The following is a 21,133-nucleotide window of genomic DNA, read 5'->3' as shown; positions in this document are numbered from 1 at the left end:
TATATTTATATTTTAAAATTTTATAAAAATAATTAAGATTTATATATCTCTTCTAAAGATAATAATAAATTAATTATTACTAATTTATGATTTATTGTATTTATTTTTATTAATATTTTTTTATAAAAAAATATTTTTTTTATCATTAAAATAATTTTATCTATAAAAATTAAATCAAATATTTTATAGATGATAAAGATTTGATCTAAATTATAAAAAAATTTTAAATTTATTTTTAAATGTAATTTACACACATCTAATAAAATTAGATAAATCCAATCTAAATAAAATAAAATATTTTTATTATCTAATATAGATAATAAATTCATAATATCTATTTTAAATGCAGAAATTAAAACACCATAAAAAATGTTTCTATTTTTCCATATACTATTATTTAGTAAATATAATGTATTAATTGGGGAGTAATTACATATTCGTAACGCACTTTTTATAGATTTTTTTTTAAAAATTAAATTATTTTGTAAATTTTTTTTTAACCATGAAATACTTATTTTTTCATTTGGGGGAACAATATTCCAAAATTGACATCTACTATATATAGTAGGTAATAGTTCATTTTTACTCTTACATTGTAAAAAAAAATAGGTATTTTTAGGAGGTTCTTCTAAAACTTTTAAAAGAGCATTATTAGAAAATATATTTAATTGTTTAAGATTTGGAAACCATATAATTTTACCAACATTTGTGTAAGATGTTTGATAAATTTTATTTATTAAATTTCTAATATAATCTACTCCAATAGAAACTTGTTTTGTATTATTTTTAATAATATATAAATCAGGGTGTATATTTTTATTTACTAAGATACAGTTATCACATATAGAACAACTGTATATTTTTTGTTTATTAATACAAAAAATCCATTTAATTAATTCATAAATTAAAGAAGTTATACCTAATTCATTTAAAGAATAAAAAATATAAGCTGTATAATTTTTTTCATTTTGAAATTGATTAATAATTTTATTATAATAACTATTTAACCAGGGATATAATGATAATATAGTTTTTTTTTTCATATTATATATTAATTAATTTATTAATAATATTTTTAACTAAAAATTTAACACTTTTTAAATTTTTATTAGCATCAACCATTTTTATGGTTTTATCTTTACTTACCATTTTTATATAAAAACATCTTACTTTAGAAAAAAAATTTATAGATTCTTTTTCAATCCTATCTTTTATAAAAGGTTTTATTCTTTGTAAAGCAATTACTGGATTTACGTCTAAATAAATGGTTATATTTGGTTTTATATTATTATTAATAAATTTTTGTAAAAATATTATATTTTTTTCTTTTATACATCTTCCTCCAATTTGATAAGCATATGTAGATAAATCATATCTATCTGATAAAATCCAATTTTTATTTATATTAGGCCTAATAATATTATCTAATAATTGTAATCTTGCTGCATATATTAATAATAATTCTGTTTTATAAGAAAAAAATTCTCCTTTAGAAAACTTAATAATGTTTCTTAATTTTTCTGCAATAAATGTACTACCTGGTTCACGTACTTTAATTATATTATAAATATGTAAACTATTAAGTAACTTAATTATATAATTACATATTGTAGTTTTTCCAGATCCATTAATCCCTTCTACAACAATAAATTTTGCATATTTCATTTTTTATATTAAAATATTTATTTTTTTAATAAATTTATAGGAAAATAGATATTCTATTTTAAAAAACATAAAATAACTATTTATTTTAAAAGTAATTTTTATTGTTAATTTGTTAAAATTAATTTTAATAAATCATATTTTCTTAAATACTAATGATGCATTAGTTCCTCCAAATCCAAAAGAATTACATAATACATATTTCATGTTGTATACATTACGAGATATATTTGGAATAAAATCTAAATCTAAATTTTTATCAGGATTATCTAAATTAATTGTTGCTGGAACAATTTGATTTTTTAAAGATAAAATAGAATAAATAGATTCTATAGCCCCGGCAGCACCTAATAAATGTCCGGTAATTGATTTTGTAGAACTTACAAATAATTCATTATAATTATTTTTAAATATTTTTTTTATAGCATTTACTTCAGCAATATCACCTAAAATTGTTGATGTACTATGTGCATTTATATATTTTATATTTTCTGGATTAATATGTGCATCTTTTAATGCATTTAACATTGCTAATTGTGCTCCTTCACCATTTATTGGCGGAGAAGTTATATGATAAGCATCATTACTCATTCCAAAACCAACTAATTCAGCAAGAATATTTGCATTTCTTTTTTTTGCATGATAATATTCTTCCAAAATTAGAATACCTGCTCCATCTCCCATAACAAATCCATCTCTATCTCTATCCCAAGGTCTACTTGCCTTTTTAGGTTCATTATTTCTTTTAGATAAAGCTTTCATTGCACAAAAACCAGCTAGACTCAAAGGAGTTACTGCTTTTTCTGCAGCTCCTGTTATCATTATATCAGCATCATTATAAGCAATAATTTTAAAAGCAATTCCAATATTATGAATACCAGAACTACAAGCAGTATTAATAGATAAGCTAGGTCCAGTTAATTTATAATCTATAGCAATATTTCCTGTAATCATATTTATGATAGTAGATGTTAAAAAAAACGGTGTAATTTTATTAGGACCTTTTTTATGTAAAATATAATTATTTTTTTCTATTAAATTAATACCACCTAATCCAGAACCTATTGACACTCCAAATCTAGAATTATTATGTTTATTAAATATTAAACCAGAGTTTTTAATAGCTTCTTTACATGCCATTAAACCATATTGAATAAATAAATCAATATTTTTTTTTTTATTTGATATATTATTTTTATATCTAAAATTTTTTATTAATCCTGCAATTTTAGTTTTATATTTACTAGTATTAAAAGTATTAATTAAATTAATGCCACTATTACCATTAATAAGATTAAACCAATTAGATTTTACTTTATTACCTATTGGAGTAATCATTCCAATACCAGTTATGACTACTCTTCTACGTTTTAACATTATGTTTTTTTATATAATATATATATAATTATTCGTATTTATTATAAAATAATATTATATATTATTTTATTTTTATAATTTTTTCTAAAAATTTATTTTTTCAGATTATAAATATAATTTATAGCTTTTTCAAAATCAGTAATTTTTTCTGCATCTTCATCTAATATTTCAATATTAAATTCTTCTTCTAACGACATAATAATTTCAATAATATCAAGAGAATCAGCACCTAAATCTTCTTTAAAAGAAGAAGACATAGTAATATCTTGTTTTGTTATTCCTAATTTATTAGTAATAATTTTTTTAACACGTTTAATAATGGAATTACGCATACTTGTTATATTTTCCTATAAAAAAATTTAGAATAATTTTTTTGAAAAATTAATTATCCCATATATAAACCACCGTTAATATTAAGTACTTCTCCAGTTATATAGGATGATTTTTCAGAAACTAAAAAAATTACAGCATCAGCTATTTCTTGAGGATCACCAAAGCGTTTTGATGGTATTTGTGCTATAATATTATTATAATCTTTTTTTCTAAGATTTGATGTCATATCTGTTTTAATATAACCAGGAGATATTACATTAACAGTAATATTTTTAGAAGCTACTTCTTTAGCTAATGATCTACTAAATCCTATAATACCTGATTTAGATGCTGCATAATTTGCTTGACCTATATTACCAATATTTCCTATAACAGAACCAATTGTAACAATTCTACCAAAAGATTTTTTAATCATATAATAAATAACTTCTTTACAAATTCGAAAAACAGAAGTTAAATTAACTTGTAAAACATTATCCCATTGATAATCTTCCATTTTTATAACTAATTTATCAAATAAAATTCCTGCATTATTAATAAGTATATCTATATTTTTAAATTTTTTAATAATATACCTAATTAGGTTACTTATAATATAAGGTGATTTATTTTTTAAATCAAGAATTAAACCTTTACCATTAAGTCCTAAATAATTATTAATTTTTTTAACTCCTGTAATAGTTGTAGATGTTCCTATTACATAGGCTCCATTTGTAGCTAATGTATTAGCAATATTATATCCTATTCCTTTATTAGCTCCTGTTACTAAAGCTATTTTATTTTTTAATGTAAAATTTTTAAATAACATATTTTTTATTTTAAATTTTATATTTATTTAATGTTGAAAAAAATGTTTCTACATTATATATAGAATTTATATTTAAATTATTTGTAATTTGTTGTGATATTTTTTTAAGTAAATTTTTAGGAGTAAATTCTATTAAATTTGATATATTTTGTTTTTCTATAAATTTAATACATTTAATCCAATTAATAGGTGAATATAGTTGTTTAATTAAAGTACTTTTAATATCTTTAGATGATATGTCATAATTACAGTTTATATTATTAATAAATTTAATTTTTGGTTTATTAATTATAATTTTTTCTAAAAATTGTTTAAATTTTAGATTTATAGGTTTCATTAATAAACAATGAGAGGGTATATTAATATTTATTGGTATAATATGAGCTCCTAAAGATTTAAATATTTTTGTAGCTTTGGCTATAGCTAATTTATTTCCACTAATAGTCATATTATTATATGAATTATAATTAGATATTGAAATAATATTATTATGCTTATTTATTTTTTTGCAAATTTTTTTGATAATTTTTTTTTTAATCCGATAATTGTTTTCATATAATATCCAGTTATATTAAAATCTTTTAAATTACATGATATTTCATGCATTAATTTTCCTCTAAATGTTACTATTTTAACAGCATCAGAAAAACTAATCATACCACTACATACCATAGCTGTATATTCTCCTAAACTATATCCTGTAACTATGTTAGGTTTTATATTATTTTTATATAACCATAAATTATATATTGCTATAGATGATGTTAAAATAGCAGGTTGAGTATAATATGTTTTATTTAGTTTTTTTAATGGACCTTTTTGTATAAGATTCCATAAGTCATATCCTAATATTTCTGAAGCTGAATAAAAAGTTTTTTTTATAATTGTAAATTTTTTATATAAGTCAGACAACATACCAACAAACTGGATTCCTTGTCCAGGAAATATAGCAACAAATTTTTTCATTTTATTTTAATATATTTATTGATTTAAATTAATTTCTATTTATAAATTTTTTACCTTTATAAAAACCATCATCAGTTATATGATGATATAAATATTTTTTTCCTGTTCTTTTATTAATTAATAAAAATTTGTTTTTTGATAATTTATCATGAGAACGTCTCATACCTCTTTTAGATCTTGATTTTTTATGTTTTTGAACAGCCATAATATTACCTTTTTATAAAAATAAAATTTTTATATTCTTAATCATATATTAGTATATATTATGTTTTATATATATAAAATATTTTTTATTGCTATTTTAATTTAAATAAACAATCATTTAATTCCTTATTTAAGGGAGCATTGATTATAATTTTTTTATTATTTATAGGATGTATAAATGTAATTTGTTTAGCATGTAAAAATAATCTATTTAAATTAAATTTTTTTCTAAATTTTAAATTTAAATTATCATCACCATAACGTTGATCATTAATTATAGGATGGTTTAAATGAGACATATGTACTCTAATTTGATGTGTTCTACCAGTAATAGGTTTAATTTTTATTAACATAAAATTAGTATAATTTTTAATAATTTTAAATTTAGTTTCTGAAAATTTTCCTTTATTATTTATTTTAACTTTAATTTTTTTATTTAAAAAATTTTTTATTAAAAAGTTTTTAATATAAATATATTTTTTTATTATACAATTACCTTTTACTAAGGCAATGTATTCTTTTTTTATTTGTTTTTCTCTTAATTGTTGTTGTAATATTTTTAATATTGATCTTTTTTTAGCCATTAATAAAACACCAGATGTTTCTTTATCAATTCTATGCACAAGTTCTAAAAAAAAATTTTTTTTAAATAAAAATCTATAACTTTCAATGATTCCGTAATTAATACCACTTCCCCCATGAACTGCTATACCAGAAGGTTTATTAATTGCTAAAATATATTTATCTTCAAAAATAATAATTTTTTTTAAAAATTTTATTTTATTTAAATTTAATTTTTTTTTAATTTTTTTTACATAATTTATATATATAAAAGGGAGTTCAATTATATCTTGATGTTTTATTTTAAAATTTGGAAATACTTTTTTTTTATTAACTTTTATTTTTCCTTTTCTTAAAATTTTATATATTAAACTTTTAGGAACTGTTTTAAATTTTTTAATTAAAAAATTATCTATTCTTTGTTTATCAATTATAGATGATACAATAATCTTTTGATTTTTCATCACTTTATATAAAAAATTATATTTAATATTTTATTAATAATAATAAAAAAAATGTAATATATGTAATATATTTTTTATATAAAATGATTTTTTGAAAATTAAAATTTATGTTATTATTAATTTAATAAATAATTTTTATAAAATTTTCATAATTATTTTCTTTTAAAGAAAATTTTATAAAATTTTCTTTAAGATAATAAATAATCATAAAATATATTTTATTATTTCAAATAATTAATATTTAAATTTAAATCTATTCATAAAAGATTAAATATAATTTTCTTATTATATTATTTTTATATTTCATATAAAAATATTAATCAGTTTAAAATACATGAGTAAGTTATTATGAAAAAAATGTTAATAAATGCTACTCAACATGAAGAATTACGTGTTGCTTTAGTAGAAGGACAAAAATTATATGATTTAGATATAGAAAATTCTAATTATAAACAAAAAAAATCTAACATATATAAAGGAAAAATTACACGTATTGAACCAAGTTTAGAAGCTGTTTTTGTAGATTATGGAGTTGATAAACATGGTTTTTTACCTATAAAAGAAATTGCCGAAGAATATTTACCTAATAATTATTATGAAAATTTTTATGATAAAATAAATTTTAAAAATTCTTTATTAATTGGTAAAGAAATTATTGTACAGATAAATAAAGAAGAAAGAGGTAAAAAAGGTGCATTATTAACAACTTTTATTAGTTTAGCAGGTAGTTATTTAGTTTTAATGCCTAATAATTCTAATTCTAGTGGAATATCCAAAAAAATAGAAGGAGCAGATAGAAAAATTTTAAAAAAATTTTTATCATCATTATCTATACCAAATAATATGAGTTTAATTATTCGTACAGCTGGTTTAGGACAAAATATAAAAAAACTTAAATTAGATTTAAAATTTAGATTAAAACATTGGGAAATAATAAAAAAAAATGCTAAAAAAAAAACAGCTCCTTTTCTAATACATCAAGAAAGTAATATTGTTATAAGAGTATTACGTGATTATTTATACGATGATATAAATGAAATTTTAATAGATAATTTAAAAACATTAAAACTAGCAAAAAAACATATTAATATTTTAGGAAGATCAGACTTAAATAATAAAATTAGATTATATAAAAATGATATTCCTTTATTTAGTTATTATCAAATAGAATCTCAAATAGAAAAAATTTTTCAGAAAAAAGTACGTTTACCTTCAGGAGGTTCTATTATAATAGATACAACAGAAGCCTTAACATCTATTGATGTTAATTCATCAAAAGCTACTAAAGGAATTGATATAGAAGAAACTGCGTTAAACATTAATTTAGAAGCTGCAGATGAAATTATTAGACAATTAAGATTACGTGATGTAGGAGGATTAATTGTAATAGATTTTATAGATATGTCTATTATAGAAAATAAAAAAATTATAGAAAAAAGATTACTCAACAATATACGTTATGATAGAGCTAAAATTCAAATTAATAGTATTTCAAAATTTGGATTATTAGAAATGTCACGTCAAAGATTAAGATCTTCTTTAAAAGAATCTAGTTATTATTTATGTCCTAGATGTTTAGGATATGGTATGTTGAGAGATAACAAATCTTTATCATTATCTATTTTAAGATTAATAGAAGAAGAATCATTAAAAGATAATACGAAAGAAGTATATGCTATAGTTCCAGTTAAAATAGCTTCTTATTTATTAAATGAAAAAAGAAATTCAATAAATGCTATTGAAGATAGACGAATTAAGACATTTATCATACCTAATCCTAAATTAGATACACCTAACTATTTTATTTTACGTATTAAGCATGGTGAAAATAAAAAAAATATTTATTACATTATAAATACATTACAAAAATTAAATTTAAATAATTTTAATTATTTAAAAAATAAACTTCTAAAAAACTTAATAAATGAAAAACAAAAAAAGATAAAAAGATTAAATACATATAATAAAATTTTTTTAAAAAAAAAATATTATTTTATTTTTTATATATATAATTTAATATATTTATTTTATAAACAAAAATATATATTATTCAATTTTTTAAATTTTCTTAAAAAGAAAATTATTTATATAAAAAAAATAATAAAAAATATTACACAAAAAATTATTTTTATAAATAAATTTACTTTAAATCATTATAAAAAATTTTTTATGTTTAATAACAAAAAAAATTTACCAATTTCTAATGTAGAATTTAAAAATAAAAAATTAAAATCATCTAAATTAAATAATAATTCAATAATTAAAAATGATAAAAATTTATTTAATTGTATAAAATCAAAAAAATTATTAAAAATAAATTATAATTATTTATTATATAATAAAAAACATATAAAAAGTAATTTTAATAAAATTATTAATATTTTTAATAATAAGAAAAATAATACATCTAATTTTTCTATAAAAAATAGTATAGGATTAAATAAATATAGAAATCAAATTAAAATTAATAAAATCATATTAAATAAAATAAAATTACAAACAAAAAAAAATTTAATATCTAAAAATAATATAATTAATTCCGATATTATAAATATCTATAATCAAAAAATAAAAAATAATAATTTTATAACTAAAAAAAAAATATATAAAAATTATACATCAACAAATAGTAAAAAAATACAAAATAATTTTACAAATTATTTTAATAATAGTAATAAATTAATTAATTCATCATTTAATTTAAATAGTAAAAAAGGTGCAGGTGCTCACGCAGCTAAAAAATATGCTACATCTCCAGTAAAAAGGTTATAGTTTTTTTATATTATATAAAAATGTATAAAATATTTAACATTTAAAAACATATTTTAAAATATAATCAATATTTCTTTTGATTATATTTTAATTAAAAATATTTTTTATTTTTTTAATTTCAGAGAGTAAAAAATGATTCTGAAACAAAAATATAATGTAAAAAATATAAATTATTATAATAATATAAATTGTCAAAATTGTTTAACATATAAATTATGTTTATTTTTTAAATACAAAAAATTTATTACAATTTTTAAACAAAAAAAATTAATTCATAAGGGAGAAATATTATTTAAAGAAAAAAAAAAAATGTATTTTTTGTATACTATACAATCAGGAACTATTAAAACTTATAATTTTACAAAACAAGGAAATGAACAAATAAGTAAATTTTACTTTAAAGGTGATCTTATTGGTTTAGATAGTATTTATAATGGTATTTATAGTAATTTTAGCCAAGCATTAGAAACAACTACTTTATGTAAAATATCTTTATTAGAATTAAATAACATTTTTATTAAAATTCCTTCCTTAGGACAAAAAATTATTAATTTAATGAGTAAAGAAATTAAAATAAATTCCTATTTTATATTACTTTTATCTAAAAAAAAAGCAGAAAAAAAATTAGCTACATTCATATATTTTTTATCTAAAAAATTAAAAATTATAGGATATTCACGTAAAAATTTTTTTTTATCTATGACTAGAAACGATATTAGTAATTATTTGGGCATTACAGTTGAAACTATTAGTCGTATTTTAAGTAAATTTAAAAAAAATAATATGCTCATTATTCGTGGTAAACATATTATAATTAATAATTATTTAAAATTAATTAATTTTATTAATTAAAAATCAATATATTTAATACATATAAAGTTTACTCTAGTATTTTATTATACAATGAGTAAACTTTTTTATTAAATTTTTTGTAAAATTTTATTTATAGAATTTTTTGCATCTCCAAATAACATATAACTATTATCTTGATAAAATAAAGGATTGCTAATTCCAGCATATCCTTGATTCATACTTCTTTTAAGAATAATAATATTATTAGCTTTCCATACTTCTAAAATAGGCATACCTGATATTGGACTATCAGTATCTTCTTGAGCTGATGGATTAACTGTATCATTAGCTCCTATTACTAATACTGTATCTGTATTAGTAAAATCTTTATTAATATCATCCATTTCGTATACCATATTGTATGGTATATTAGCTTCTGCTAATAAAACGTTCATATGTCCTGGCAAACGTCCCGCTACAGGATGAATAGCAAATCTAATTTTAATATTTAATTGAGTTAATTTATTTACTATTTTAGAAAGGGGATATTGTGCTTGTGAAACAGCTAATCCATATCCAGGAACAATAATAATATTATTTGAACTTTTTAATATTTCTACTGTATTATCGATAGATATTTCTTTATAATTTTGTATATCTCCTTTTTCTAAAGTAAAATTACTATTTTTATTATTAATTTTATTATTATTACCAAGAAGTACATTAAAAAATGATCTATTCATACCTTTACACATTAAATATGAAAGAATAGCTCCAGAAGAACCAACTAAAGCACCTGTTATAATTAATAAATCATTAGTTAACATAAATCCCGCAGATGCCGCAGCCCATCCTGAATAAGAATTTAACATTGATATTACTACAGGCATATCTGCTCCACCAATACTCATAATTAAATGAAAACCAAATATTAATGAAATTAAAAATATTAATCCTAAAATAATAATTTGTAATTTTATATTATGTGTATTTAAAAAAAATATCATTAAAATAAATGATATTAATATCATTGATAAATTAATTAAATTTTTAAATTTTAAATTTAAAGTTTTTGATTTTATAAAACCAGATAATTTATTAAAAGCAAGTATAGAGCCAATTAAAGTAACAGAACCAATAAAAATACTAAAGAATATTTCTATTAATTGCATTTCTATATTTTCATTAAAAATAATTTTATCATATATTAATAATAAATAATTATTAAATCCTACAAGAACTGCAGTTAATCCTACAAAACTATGTAATATTGCAATTAATTGAGGCATTTTAGTCATATCAATTTTTTTTGAAATACTTATTCCTATAAATGCCCCTAAAAAAATTGATCCTAATATATAACCAATATTATTAATTTTTGCTTTTAGTATAGTTATAATTATTGCTATAAGCATTCCATTAATTGCAAATATATTACCTTTTTTAGAGGTTTCTTTTTTTGAAAGACTTGCAATACTTAATATAAATAAAATAGCTGATATAGTATATGTAAATATTAATGACCTATCAAACATTTATAAATTCTCCTTAATTTTTATGAAACAATTTAAGCATGCGTTGAGTAATTGTTAATCCTCCAAAAATATTAATACTTGATAATAATGTTCCTAAAAATGCTAATGTAATTGTAGTATAATAATTATTATTAAGTTGTAAAATAGAACCAATAATAATAATACCAGAAATTGCATTTGTAACAGACATTAAAGGTGTATGTAGTGTATGACTAACATTCCATACTACATAATAACCTATTATACAAGATAATAAAAAAATTATAAAATGAGGTATAACTTCATGAGGAATATATTGTGTTATATAATATGCAGAAAATAATCCTAAAATATATAAAAAATATTTATTTTTTAAAAAACATTTACTATTATTTTTTTTTATAATATTTTTTGTATTTTTAGAAGAATTTATTTTTTTTGTGTTAATTTTAATTTTTGATGATTTAATTTTTGGCGCAGGCCATATAATTGTACTATCGTAAACTACAGTCATATTTCTAATAATTTCATTTTTTAAATCAATGTTAATTGTACCTAAATGTTTTTTAGATAATAAATTAATTAAATTAATTATATTTGTACTATATAATTGAGAAGCTTGAGGTGCTACTTTACTAGGTAAATTTGTAAAACCTATAATTTTAATATTATTATCTGTAGTAATTATTTTATTTTTTTCTGTTAATTCACAATTACCTCCATTTTCGATTGCAAGATCAAAAATTATACTACCAGGTTTCATTAATTTAATCATTTTTTTAGTAATTAAAATAGGTGCTTTTTTATTAGGAATTATAGCTGTTGTAATAATAATATCTGTTTTTTTTACTACTTTATTAAAAGATTCTTGTATTAATTGTGATTTTTTTTTTGATGAATGAGTTTCATATTCATGAATATTATTTTTTTTTTGATCTTTTAACTCTAGAAATTCTGCACCCATACTATTAATTTGTTCTTTTACTTCTTTTCTTGTGTCAAAAGCAATTACAATTGCTCCTAAACTTTTTGCTGTTCCAATTGCTGATAAACCTGTAACTCCGGCTCCCACTACCATAACTTTAGCTGGTAATATTTTACCTGCAGCAGTAATTTGTCCATTTAAAGTTCTTCCTAATAAATTAATTGATTCAACTATACTTCTATAACCAGATAAATTATTCATTGAACTTAAAGCATCAAAAGCTTGAGCTCTAGAAATTCTAGGTATTGCATCCATTGCAATAGTAATAATGTTTTTTTGAGCTAAAATATTTAATAGTATTTTATTTTGATGTGGCCAAATAAAACTAATTAATATACTATTATTTCTTATTAATTTACTTTCTTCTTCATTTAGAGGATGAATTTTAATTATTATATTTGCATTCCAAACTTCTTCATTTTCTACTATTCTTGCTCCATTATTTTCATAATCTTGATCATTAAAATAAGATAATTTTCCGGCCCCTTTTTCAATATATATTCTAAAACCTAATTTAATTAATTTTTTAATATTTAGAGGTGTCATTGCTACTCTTTTTTCTTCAAAATATTTTTCTTTTGGTATTCCAATTATCATCATAAAATATTTAACCTATTGTAAACTAATATATGTTTTATATAAAATAAATATTAATTTTAATTTTAAAATTATCATTTATTAAATTATTTTTCAAATTTTTATTTAATTTAATAAAATTAAATATATAATAATTTTATTTAATATTGTTAATAATTTGAATATTAAACCCAGAATCTAGATAAATGATTTCTCCTGTAATACCTAAAGATAAATCAGAAGCTAAAAAAGTAGCAACATTACCAATATGGTTTATTGTAATAGATTCATTTAAAGGACTTTTTTTTTTATATAATTTAATTATAGAATTAATATTTTTTATTCTAGAAGAAGCAATAGTTTTGATTGGGGAAGGAGAGATTCCATTAATTCTAATATTTTTATATCCAATATTACATGCTATATAACGAATATTAGCTTCTAATGAAGCTTTTGCTAAACCCATTACATTATAGTGTTGTACAAAGCTTTGTGATCCTAAATAGGTTAATACTATTATTGATGATTTATTATGTAATATATTTACACACTCTTTTACCATACTTAATAAAGTATAAGAATTAATATCATGAGAAATTTGAAATTCTAAACGAGATGTATTTAAAAAATTTTTTTTTAATGTATTTTCAGGAGTAAAAGCAATAGAATGAACAAAACCATCAAATTTTTTCCATATTTTAGATATTTTAAAAAATAAGGATTTAATATCTGTATCTTTAGATACATCACATTTTATTATCGGATATTTTGTCATATTTTTTACTAATTTTTCTATTTTATTTTTATTTTTATTTTTTTGATATGTAAAAATTAAATTTGCTTTATGTTTATACATAATACGAGCTATACCATAAGCAATTGATAATCTATTTAAAATACCTGTAACTAATATTTTTTTTCCTAATAATAAATTCATTTTTTCCCCAAAAAAAATTTAATTTTATTATATATATTTTTTTTTGCTAAAAATAATAATAAAATCAAATTTTTTTTTAAAAAATTTGATATTTATCAGCTTTTTAATTTCTTTCACTAGACAAATGTATTATTAATTGATGTACTTTTATATGACACAATTTCAGTGTCTATTTTTATGTAAAGGTAATAATTGATGTCCAAGATTAAGGGTAACGTTAAGTGGTTTAATGAATCTAAGGGTTTTGGTTTCATTACTCCTGAAGATGGTAGTAAAGATGTTTTTGTACATTTTTCTGCTATTCAAAGTAGTGGTTTTAAAACATTAACTGAAGGCCAAAAAGTAGAATTTGAAATTACTAACGGAGCCAAAGGACCTTCTGCTGCTAATGTTGTTGCTGTTTAAGTTTATTTAGTAGTAAGAAAAGGTTTAAAATATTATTTGCCTCTGATAAATTTTTATAAATTTAACTATTTGAAATTATAAAATAAGTTTTATTTATTAATAATAAATAAAAAAATTTTAAATAATTTTAATAGAAAATAAAATTTTCAGGGGCATTATTTGTTTATTAATTTTCAGAAAAATAATTTTCTGCATTATATGAAGAACGAATAAAAGGTCCACATGCTACTTTTTTAAAACCAATTTTTTTTGCTCTAATTTTAATTTCATCAAATTCTTTTAAACTAACGTAATTTGATACAGGAATATGATATTTACTTGGTTGTAAGTATTGTCCTATAGTTAAAATATCAACTCCATTATGTTTTAAATCTTTTATAGTATAAAATAATTCTTCTTTTGTTTCGCCTAAACCGACCATTAATCCTGATTTAGTTATAATTTTAGGAAATAAAGATTTAAATCTATTTAATAAAATTAAGGATTTTTTATATTTTCCTTCAGGTCGTATTTTTTTATATAAACGTTCTACTGTTTCTATATTATGATTAAAGACATCAGGTAAAGAATTACTAAATATTTTTAAAACTTTTTCAGTACAATTTTTAAAATCAGGAACTAGAATTTCTATTCTAATTTTAGAATTTTTTTCACGTATTTTTTTTATACAATTAGTAAATTGTCGTGCCCCACCATCATGTAAATCATCACGAGTAACGGAAGTAATAACAATATATTTTAATTTCATTAAAGAAATAATATTAGCTAATTTAGATGCTTCATATTTATCATATTTTTTTTTTGGTCTTCCGTGTATAACATTACAATATAGACAATTTCTTGTACATAAATTACCCAAAATCATAAAAGTTAATTGTCCTTTATTAAAACATTCTATTAAATTTGGACATGATGCTTCTTCACAAATAGTATGTAATTTATTTTGTTTTAAAAAAGATCTAATTTTTTTTATTTTATTAATATTTTTTATTGAAAATTTAATTTTAATCCAACTAGGTTTTGGTATAATTTTTTGTTTCATATTTTTATATAAAATATATTAAAATAATTAAATACAATATACATTATATGACTATGTTTTAAAAAAAATAAAATATTAATTTTGATATTAATTATTTATTAATAATAAAAATTCATTTATTAAAAATTTTCTAATTTTAAACATTTTTATATTATAAATATAATTTTTTAAATTTATCATTTTTAAATTTTTTAAACCACATGGATTAATATAATTAAAAGGTAATAAATCCATGTTAATATTAAATGATATACCATGTAAAGTACATCCTTTAGAAATTTTTATCCCTATAGATGCTATTTTTTTATTATTTATATATATACCAGAAATATCTTTAAAAGATGAACTAGATGATATATTAAAGTATAATAATATATTTATAACTACTTGTTTTAAAATAAAAATTAAAGATTTAATATTAAGTTTTCTTCTTTTTAAATTGATTAGAATATACATAATTTGTTGTCCTGGAGCATGATAAGTAATTTTACCTCCTCTATCAGTACAAAATATAGGTATATTATGATTATAATTAATAATATCTTTTATATTGGATAATTTTCCTTGAGTAAAAACAGGATAATGTTCAACTAACCATATTTCATCTAAAGTTTCATTAGATCTTGTATAATTAAAATTATACATTTTTTTATAAGTATAATTCCAAAGTTCTATACCAAGATTTCTTATAATAAAATTTTTATTATACATTATTATATATTTATATCTTTTAATTTATATAAATTTTTTATTGTTTAATCCATTTACTTAATAATAATCTTATATAATCTAAAAAACGAAGAAAAAAATTTCCTTTTGGAATATCTTCTAATGCAATTAATGGATAATCTACAATTATATGATTATTAATTAAAAAAGTTATGTGTCCTAATATCTGTTTTTTATATATAGGAGCAAAAATTTTATTATTTTTAATATGATATAAAATTTTGATTTTTTTTTCTTGATTTTTAAAAATTGTTAAATATACATTATTTTTAATCCCAATTCTTACATATGATTGTTTACCGTATAAAATAGGAATAGAAGCTATTTTTTGATATTTTTTAATTGGATTAATTGTACGAAATGTTTCAAAACCCCAATTTAATAATTTTTTACTATTTTTTTTACGATCTTGCTCTGTTTTATCACCTAATATAACAACAATTAATCTCATATTATTTTTTGTTGCAGAAGCTATAATATTATAGCCTGCATCTTTTGTATGTCCTGTTTTAATTCCATCTACATTTAGAGTTCTATCCCATAATAATAAATTACGATTTTTTTGATGAATATGATTAAAAGTAAAACTTTTTTCTTTATAAATAGAATATTCATAAGGAAAATCTTTTATTAGAGACTTACCCAAAATAGCTATATCTTGTGCTGTTGTATATTGTCCTGATTCATCTAATCCATGTACATTCTTAAAAATAGTATTTTTTAATCCTATTTTTTTTGCATAAAAATTCATTAAATTTACAAAATTTTGTTGGTTTCCAGATATATATTCAGCAATAGCAACACAAGCATCATTCCCTGATTGTAATATGATGCCTTTTATTAAATAATTTACAGAAATATGATCCCCTATTTTTAAAAACATTAATGATGAACCATTAAATTCATTATTTCCAGTTGCCCAAGCATTTTTACTAATAGTAACAATATCATCACGATGTAATTTCCCTTTAGCTAAAGCTTTCCCAATTACATAACTAGTCATAATTTTTGCTAAACTAGCTGGTTTTTGAATTTCATTTGAATTTTTTTCAGTTAAAATTATTCCTGTATTATAATCTATTAAAATATAAGATCTAGCATTAATATTTGGTTGTAATTCAACATTAAATATATCTTCATTAGCATATGTAATTGTTGAATATATTATAAATATAATAATTATTGATTTTATTATCGTAAAAATAAACTTATTAAATTTTTTATATATTTTTAGCATATCTATACTCATAGAATTTTAATTTTATTAGGTATTTTTGCATAAAATTTATTAGAATAATATTTTATATAATTTTTTTTTAAAATGTAACTAAATTTTTAGTAAAATATCGAACATAATAAAATTATTTAATTATATAAAATATATATGAATATTAATTTTAAAAAAAAATATAAATTTGCATTAGGAATTGAATATAATGGTGCTAATTATCATGGATGGCAAAAACAGAATATATATTATAAAAAAACAATACAAGGATGTTTAGAAAAAGTTATTTCTAAAATTGCTAATCATAATATAATTGTTTTTTGCGCTGGTAGAACAGATATAGGTGTACATAGTATAGGACAAGTAATCCATTTTGAAACATCTAGTTTTAGAAGTAAAAAGTCTTGGATTTTAGGTATCAATAGTCTTTTACCTAAAGATATAGTTATAAAATGGATAATTTCTGTAAAGAAAGAATTTCATGCTAGATTTAGTGCTTTATCTCGTAGATATATTTATATTATCTATAATAATAGATATAAATCTGCTATATTTAGTGATTTAGTTACTTTATATAAAAAAAATTTAAATATTTCAAAAATGAAAAATGCAATACAATATTTATTAGGAGAACATGATTTTTCATCTTTTCAATCTGGTAAAAAAACAAATAATTCTTCTTTCAGAAGAATTATACATTGTAATATTAAAAAATATGGAAATTATATTTTTATAGATATTAAAGCAGATTCTTTTTTATATCATATGGTAAGAAATATTATAGGTAGTTTAATAGAAATTGGTATTGGACGAAAAAAAGAAAATTGGTTATCAGAATTAATTAAAATTAAAAATAGAACAAAAGCAGCTGTTACAGTAAAACCTAATGGTTTATTTTTAATAGAGGTTGAATATCCAAAACATTTTGGTATTCCCTACTTTAATTATAATTCATATTTAATTTTCAAAAAATTTATTTAATAAAATTATCATCTATATTTTAGATATAAAAAATTTAAAAAAATGTAAAATTTTTAAAAATTAATTTAGATATGTTATCTTATTTTATTTAAAAAAGAAAATATATATTATATGTCAATAATTGATTATTTATTTATATTTATATTAATGTATTTTTCTATAATTAGTTTTTTTAAAGGATTAATAAATGAAATATTAACTATATTTATATGGTTTATATTTTTCTATTTTTTTAAAAAATATTATCATTATATATTTTTTGTAAAAAAAATATATATAAATAATTTTTATTATAAAAAAATTTTTTTATTATTTTTTTATTTTATATTCATCCTAATAATAGGATGTATTATTAATAACTATTTAAATATTAAAGTTCAAAATATTTATATAAATAATATTAATCGAATATTAGGATTATTTTTTGGATTACTTAAAGGATGTTTAATAATATTTATCTTATTATATTCATTAAATTATATAGATAAAAAATTATATAATTATATATTAACAAATAATAAATCCTTACTGTTTATTTTTTTTAATAATATTTTACACAAGTATAAATATTTTTTATAAATTATTTATTATATTTTTATGCCCAGAGCGGGAATTGAACCCGCATAGCAATATAAATGCCGAGGGATTTTAAGTCCCTTGTGTCTACCAATTCCACCATCTGGGCATAAAATTATTTAGGCGCATCCCGGAATTGAACCGAAATAAAAGGATTTGCAATCCTCTGCATAACCATTCTGCCAATGCGCCTAATAAGAATAGGAATAATTATATAATAATTTATTAATTATATATATAATATATTTTAGGATTTTTGTAAAATGTTTTATATGTAATTTTGTTGTTTTTTTATATATAATTATTAATTATATACAATAATATATTATTAGGACGTATAATGTCAGATAAATTAATATTTGTAATTAATTGCGGTAGTTCTTCTTTAAAATTTTCAGTTATAAATCCTATTAAAAAAAGAGTTTTATTATCTGGTTTAGCTGAAAATTATTATGATAATAGTTCTTTCATTACATGGAATTTTAATAACAAAAAACATAAAACTAAATTTTATAATAAAATAACTCATAAATACATATTAAATTATTTAGTAGAAAAAATATTAAAAAAATGTTTACTGTATAATAATATTATAGGTATTGGACATCGTATAGTACATGGTGGTGAAACATTTACTAAATCTACTCTAATTACAGATGTTATACTAAAAAAAATAGAAAAAGCATCTATTTTCGCACCTTTACATAATCCTATTCAAGTAATTGGAGTAAAAGAAATAAAAAAAATTTTGCCACATTTAAAAAATAAACAAGTTGCTGTTTTTGATACTTCTTTTCATCAAACAATACCTATTGAATCATATTTATATGCATTACCTATAAAATTTTATGAAAAATATAAAATACGTCGTTATGGTGCACATGGTACTAGTCATAAATATGTTACTAAAATTGCAGCTAAATTTTTAAATATAAAACTAAATAATTTTAATTGTATTTCATGTCATTTAGGTAATGGTTCATCTATCACCGCAATAAATAATGGTAAAAGCATAGATACTTCTATGGGTTTAACACCTTTAGAAGGATTAGTTATGGGTACTAGATGTGGTAATATTGATCCAGCAATTATTTTTTATATGTATAACGAATTAAATCTTAATATAAATGAAATTTATAATATTCTAACTAGAAAATCAGGTATGTTAGGATTAACTAATATTACTAGTGATTTTAGATATATTGAAGAAAACTATTTTAAAAATAATAATATTAAAATAGCTACTAATGTATTTATACATAGTTTAACTAAATATATAGCATCCTATAGCATATTAATGCAAAATAAAATAAATGCAATAATTTTTACAGGTGGTATTGGAGAAAATAGTGTATTAATTAGAGAAAAAACAATAGAAAAATTAAAAATTTTAAATTTTTCTATTGATAAAAAGTTAAATAATAAAATTAAATATGGTAAAACTGGAATTATAAGTACTAATTTAAGTATACCTATATTAGTTATTCCTACAAATGAAGAATTAATGATATCACAAGATACATTTAAAATTATCTATAATATAAAATAATTTTTTTAATAAATAAAAAGGTACACAATAATGTTTAAAAAAAAAATAATTATATCTATACCAATAGATGTAGATATACATTTTTTTACAAGTATAAATTTAGGACTTCTAAAAATTATAAATAATAATCAATTAAAATGTAATTTTTTTAAACCTATTTCTAAAATAGAAGATTATAATTTTAATTACACTAATAAAATTTTAAATATTTATAATTTTTCTAATATAAAATCTATTGAACCAATAAAAATAAATAATATTAATTTATTAAAAAAAAATATTGAATATAATAATATTATAGATCATATAATTCAAAAATCCTATAAAAACACAAATAATACAGATTTTCTTTTTATAGAAGGAATAGTTCCTATTTATATTAAACAACTAATTTTTAAATTAAACTGTGATTTGGCTAATATATTTAATGCAAAAATAATTTTTGTTACATCAATGTCTTTAATAAATGAAAATTTAGAAAAAATAGAATCTAAAATTAACATTCTTTTTAAGAAAGAAATAAATAATTTTGATATTAAAAATACATATTTATTTATCAGTAATAAATATAGAGATCAAAATTATAATCCTTTTTTTTATAATTTAAATATTTTTAAATATTTTTTTTATATAAAAAAAAATAATTTTATACATAAAAAATTTTTATTTTCT

Annotated in this window: 22 protein-coding genes and 2 tRNA genes; 7 read left to right on the top strand and 17 right to left on the bottom strand. The window is 18.7% G+C overall.

Annotated elements, in window-relative coordinates:
* Positions 1-32: 32 nt before the first annotated feature.
* The 9 genes from GJT96_RS00470 to GJT96_RS00430 all read right to left on the bottom strand — a co-directional run bounded on the left by GJT96_RS00470 (position 33) and on the right by GJT96_RS00430 (position 6,375).
* Positions 33-1,043 (bottom strand): DNA polymerase III subunit delta' C-terminal domain-containing protein, encoded by a 1,011-nt coding sequence (locus GJT96_RS00470; RefSeq protein ID WP_169780297.1) that lies wholly within the window; start codon positions 1,041-1,043, stop codon positions 33-35.
* A 1-nt stretch (position 1,044) separates the two neighbouring features.
* Positions 1,045-1,665: a dTMP kinase gene (gene tmk, locus GJT96_RS00465; protein WP_169780296.1), complete on the bottom strand. Its 621-nt coding sequence runs from the start codon at positions 1,663-1,665 to the stop codon at positions 1,045-1,047.
* A gap of 132 nt (positions 1,666-1,797) precedes the next feature.
* The gene (gene fabF, locus GJT96_RS00460; RefSeq protein WP_169780295.1) at positions 1,798-3,039 is read right to left on the bottom strand and encodes a beta-ketoacyl-ACP synthase II; all 1,242 of its coding nucleotides are present in this window, start codon (positions 3,037-3,039) and stop codon (positions 1,798-1,800) included.
* A gap of 92 nt (positions 3,040-3,131) precedes the next feature.
* On the bottom strand, positions 3,132-3,371 hold the full coding sequence (gene acpP, locus GJT96_RS00455; protein WP_169780294.1) for an acyl carrier protein: 240 nt from the start codon (positions 3,369-3,371) through the stop codon (positions 3,132-3,134).
* A 53-nt stretch (positions 3,372-3,424) separates the two neighbouring features.
* On the bottom strand, positions 3,425-4,180 hold the full coding sequence (gene fabG / locus GJT96_RS00450; protein ID WP_169780293.1) for a 3-oxoacyl-ACP reductase FabG: 756 nt from the start codon (positions 4,178-4,180) through the stop codon (positions 3,425-3,427).
* A gap of 10 nt (positions 4,181-4,190) precedes the next feature.
* A complete protein-coding gene (locus GJT96_RS00445) occupies positions 4,191-4,628 on the bottom strand; it encodes an ACP S-malonyltransferase (RefSeq protein WP_169780292.1) in 438 nt (145 codons plus the stop codon).
* Positions 4,629-4,678: 50 nt separating this feature from the next.
* The gene (locus tag GJT96_RS00440; protein WP_169780291.1) at positions 4,679-5,146 is read right to left on the bottom strand and encodes an ACP S-malonyltransferase; all 468 of its coding nucleotides are present in this window, start codon (positions 5,144-5,146) and stop codon (positions 4,679-4,681) included.
* Positions 5,147-5,174: 28 nt separating this feature from the next.
* Positions 5,175-5,351, bottom strand: a complete 177-nt coding sequence (gene rpmF, locus GJT96_RS00435; RefSeq protein ID WP_169780290.1) for a 50S ribosomal protein L32 — start codon at positions 5,349-5,351, stop codon at positions 5,175-5,177.
* 91 nt (positions 5,352-5,442) lie between these two features.
* The gene (locus GJT96_RS00430; protein WP_169780289.1) at positions 5,443-6,375 is read right to left on the bottom strand and encodes an RluA family pseudouridine synthase; all 933 of its coding nucleotides are present in this window, start codon (positions 6,373-6,375) and stop codon (positions 5,443-5,445) included.
* A 348-nt stretch (positions 6,376-6,723) separates the two neighbouring features.
* Here GJT96_RS00430 and GJT96_RS00425 point away from each other — a divergent pair, with 348 nt between their 5' ends.
* Positions 6,724-9,147 carry an Rne/Rng family ribonuclease gene (locus GJT96_RS00425; protein ID WP_169780288.1) on the top strand — a complete coding sequence of 808 codons (2,424 nt, stop codon included), beginning with the start codon at positions 6,724-6,726 and terminating at the stop codon, positions 9,145-9,147.
* 132 nt (positions 9,148-9,279) lie between these two features.
* Positions 9,280-9,999: a fumarate/nitrate reduction transcriptional regulator Fnr gene (gene fnr / locus GJT96_RS00420; protein ID WP_169780287.1), complete on the top strand. Its 720-nt coding sequence runs from the start codon at positions 9,280-9,282 to the stop codon at positions 9,997-9,999.
* 68 nt (positions 10,000-10,067) lie between these two features.
* Here the strand turns inward: fnr and GJT96_RS00415 are convergent, their stop codons facing one another.
* From GJT96_RS00415 to GJT96_RS00405, 3 genes are all read right to left on the bottom strand, one after another.
* Complete coding sequence (locus GJT96_RS00415) at positions 10,068-11,474, bottom strand: NAD(P)(+) transhydrogenase (Re/Si-specific) subunit beta (protein ID WP_169780286.1); 1,407 nt, start codon at positions 11,472-11,474, stop codon at positions 10,068-10,070.
* A gap of 13 nt (positions 11,475-11,487) precedes the next feature.
* The gene (locus GJT96_RS00410) at positions 11,488-13,035 is read right to left on the bottom strand and encodes a Re/Si-specific NAD(P)(+) transhydrogenase subunit alpha (RefSeq protein ID WP_169780585.1); all 1,548 of its coding nucleotides are present in this window, start codon (positions 13,033-13,035) and stop codon (positions 11,488-11,490) included.
* A 136-nt stretch (positions 13,036-13,171) separates the two neighbouring features.
* Positions 13,172-13,951 carry an enoyl-ACP reductase FabI gene (locus GJT96_RS00405; protein ID WP_169780285.1) on the bottom strand — a complete coding sequence of 260 codons (780 nt, stop codon included), beginning with the start codon at positions 13,949-13,951 and terminating at the stop codon, positions 13,172-13,174.
* Between the two features lie 195 nt (positions 13,952-14,146).
* Here GJT96_RS00405 and cspE point away from each other — a divergent pair, with 195 nt between their 5' ends.
* Positions 14,147-14,356 carry a transcription antiterminator/RNA stability regulator CspE gene (cspE, locus tag GJT96_RS00400; RefSeq protein ID WP_169780284.1) on the top strand — a complete coding sequence of 70 codons (210 nt, stop codon included), beginning with the start codon at positions 14,147-14,149 and terminating at the stop codon, positions 14,354-14,356.
* 166 nt (positions 14,357-14,522) lie between these two features.
* Here the strand turns inward: cspE and lipA are convergent, their stop codons facing one another.
* The 3 genes from lipA to GJT96_RS00385 form a co-directional block, all read right to left on the bottom strand.
* The gene (gene lipA, locus GJT96_RS00395; RefSeq protein WP_247646089.1) at positions 14,523-15,398 is read right to left on the bottom strand and encodes a lipoyl synthase; all 876 of its coding nucleotides are present in this window, start codon (positions 15,396-15,398) and stop codon (positions 14,523-14,525) included.
* 87 nt (positions 15,399-15,485) lie between these two features.
* Positions 15,486-16,109, bottom strand: coding sequence for a lipoyl(octanoyl) transferase LipB (lipB, locus tag GJT96_RS00390; RefSeq protein ID WP_169780283.1), 624 nt, complete (start codon positions 16,107-16,109; stop codon positions 15,486-15,488).
* Between the two features lie 37 nt (positions 16,110-16,146).
* The gene (locus GJT96_RS00385) at positions 16,147-17,364 is read right to left on the bottom strand and encodes a serine hydrolase (RefSeq protein ID WP_169780282.1); all 1,218 of its coding nucleotides are present in this window, start codon (positions 17,362-17,364) and stop codon (positions 16,147-16,149) included.
* 147 nt (positions 17,365-17,511) lie between these two features.
* On the opposite strand from GJT96_RS00385, the gene truA reads away from it, so the two are divergent.
* Positions 17,512-18,336 (top strand): tRNA pseudouridine(38-40) synthase TruA, encoded by an 825-nt coding sequence (gene truA / locus GJT96_RS00380; RefSeq protein ID WP_169780281.1) that lies wholly within the window; start codon positions 17,512-17,514, stop codon positions 18,334-18,336.
* 111 nt (positions 18,337-18,447) lie between these two features.
* Positions 18,448-18,915: a CvpA family protein gene (locus GJT96_RS02475; protein WP_169780280.1), complete on the top strand. Its 468-nt coding sequence runs from the start codon at positions 18,448-18,450 to the stop codon at positions 18,913-18,915.
* Positions 18,916-18,934: 19 nt separating this feature from the next.
* Here GJT96_RS02475 and GJT96_RS00370 read toward each other — a convergent pair.
* Together GJT96_RS00370 and GJT96_RS00365 are read right to left on the bottom strand one after the other, a co-directional pair.
* Positions 18,935-19,021: transfer RNA gene (locus GJT96_RS00370), tRNA-Leu, on the bottom strand.
* Positions 19,022-19,033: 12 nt separating this feature from the next.
* Positions 19,034-19,104 (bottom strand) — tRNA-Cys (locus tag GJT96_RS00365).
* A 148-nt stretch (positions 19,105-19,252) separates the two neighbouring features.
* Between GJT96_RS00365 and GJT96_RS00360 the strand changes: the two genes are divergently transcribed.
* Positions 19,253-20,461, top strand: coding sequence for an acetate kinase (locus tag GJT96_RS00360; RefSeq protein ID WP_169780279.1), 1,209 nt, complete (start codon positions 19,253-19,255; stop codon positions 20,459-20,461).
* Between the two features lie 30 nt (positions 20,462-20,491).
* Positions 20,492-21,133: AAA family ATPase (locus GJT96_RS00355; protein ID WP_169780278.1), on the top strand; the 642-nt coding region annotated here is incomplete at its 3' end.

The sequence above is a fragment of the Enterobacteriaceae endosymbiont of Donacia piscatrix genome, from assembly GCF_012569525.1.
Classification (GTDB): Bacteria; Pseudomonadota; Gammaproteobacteria; order Enterobacterales; family Enterobacteriaceae.
Note: the sequence above shows the minus strand (reverse complement) of the source record. Positions and strands in the feature narration are given on the sequence as shown.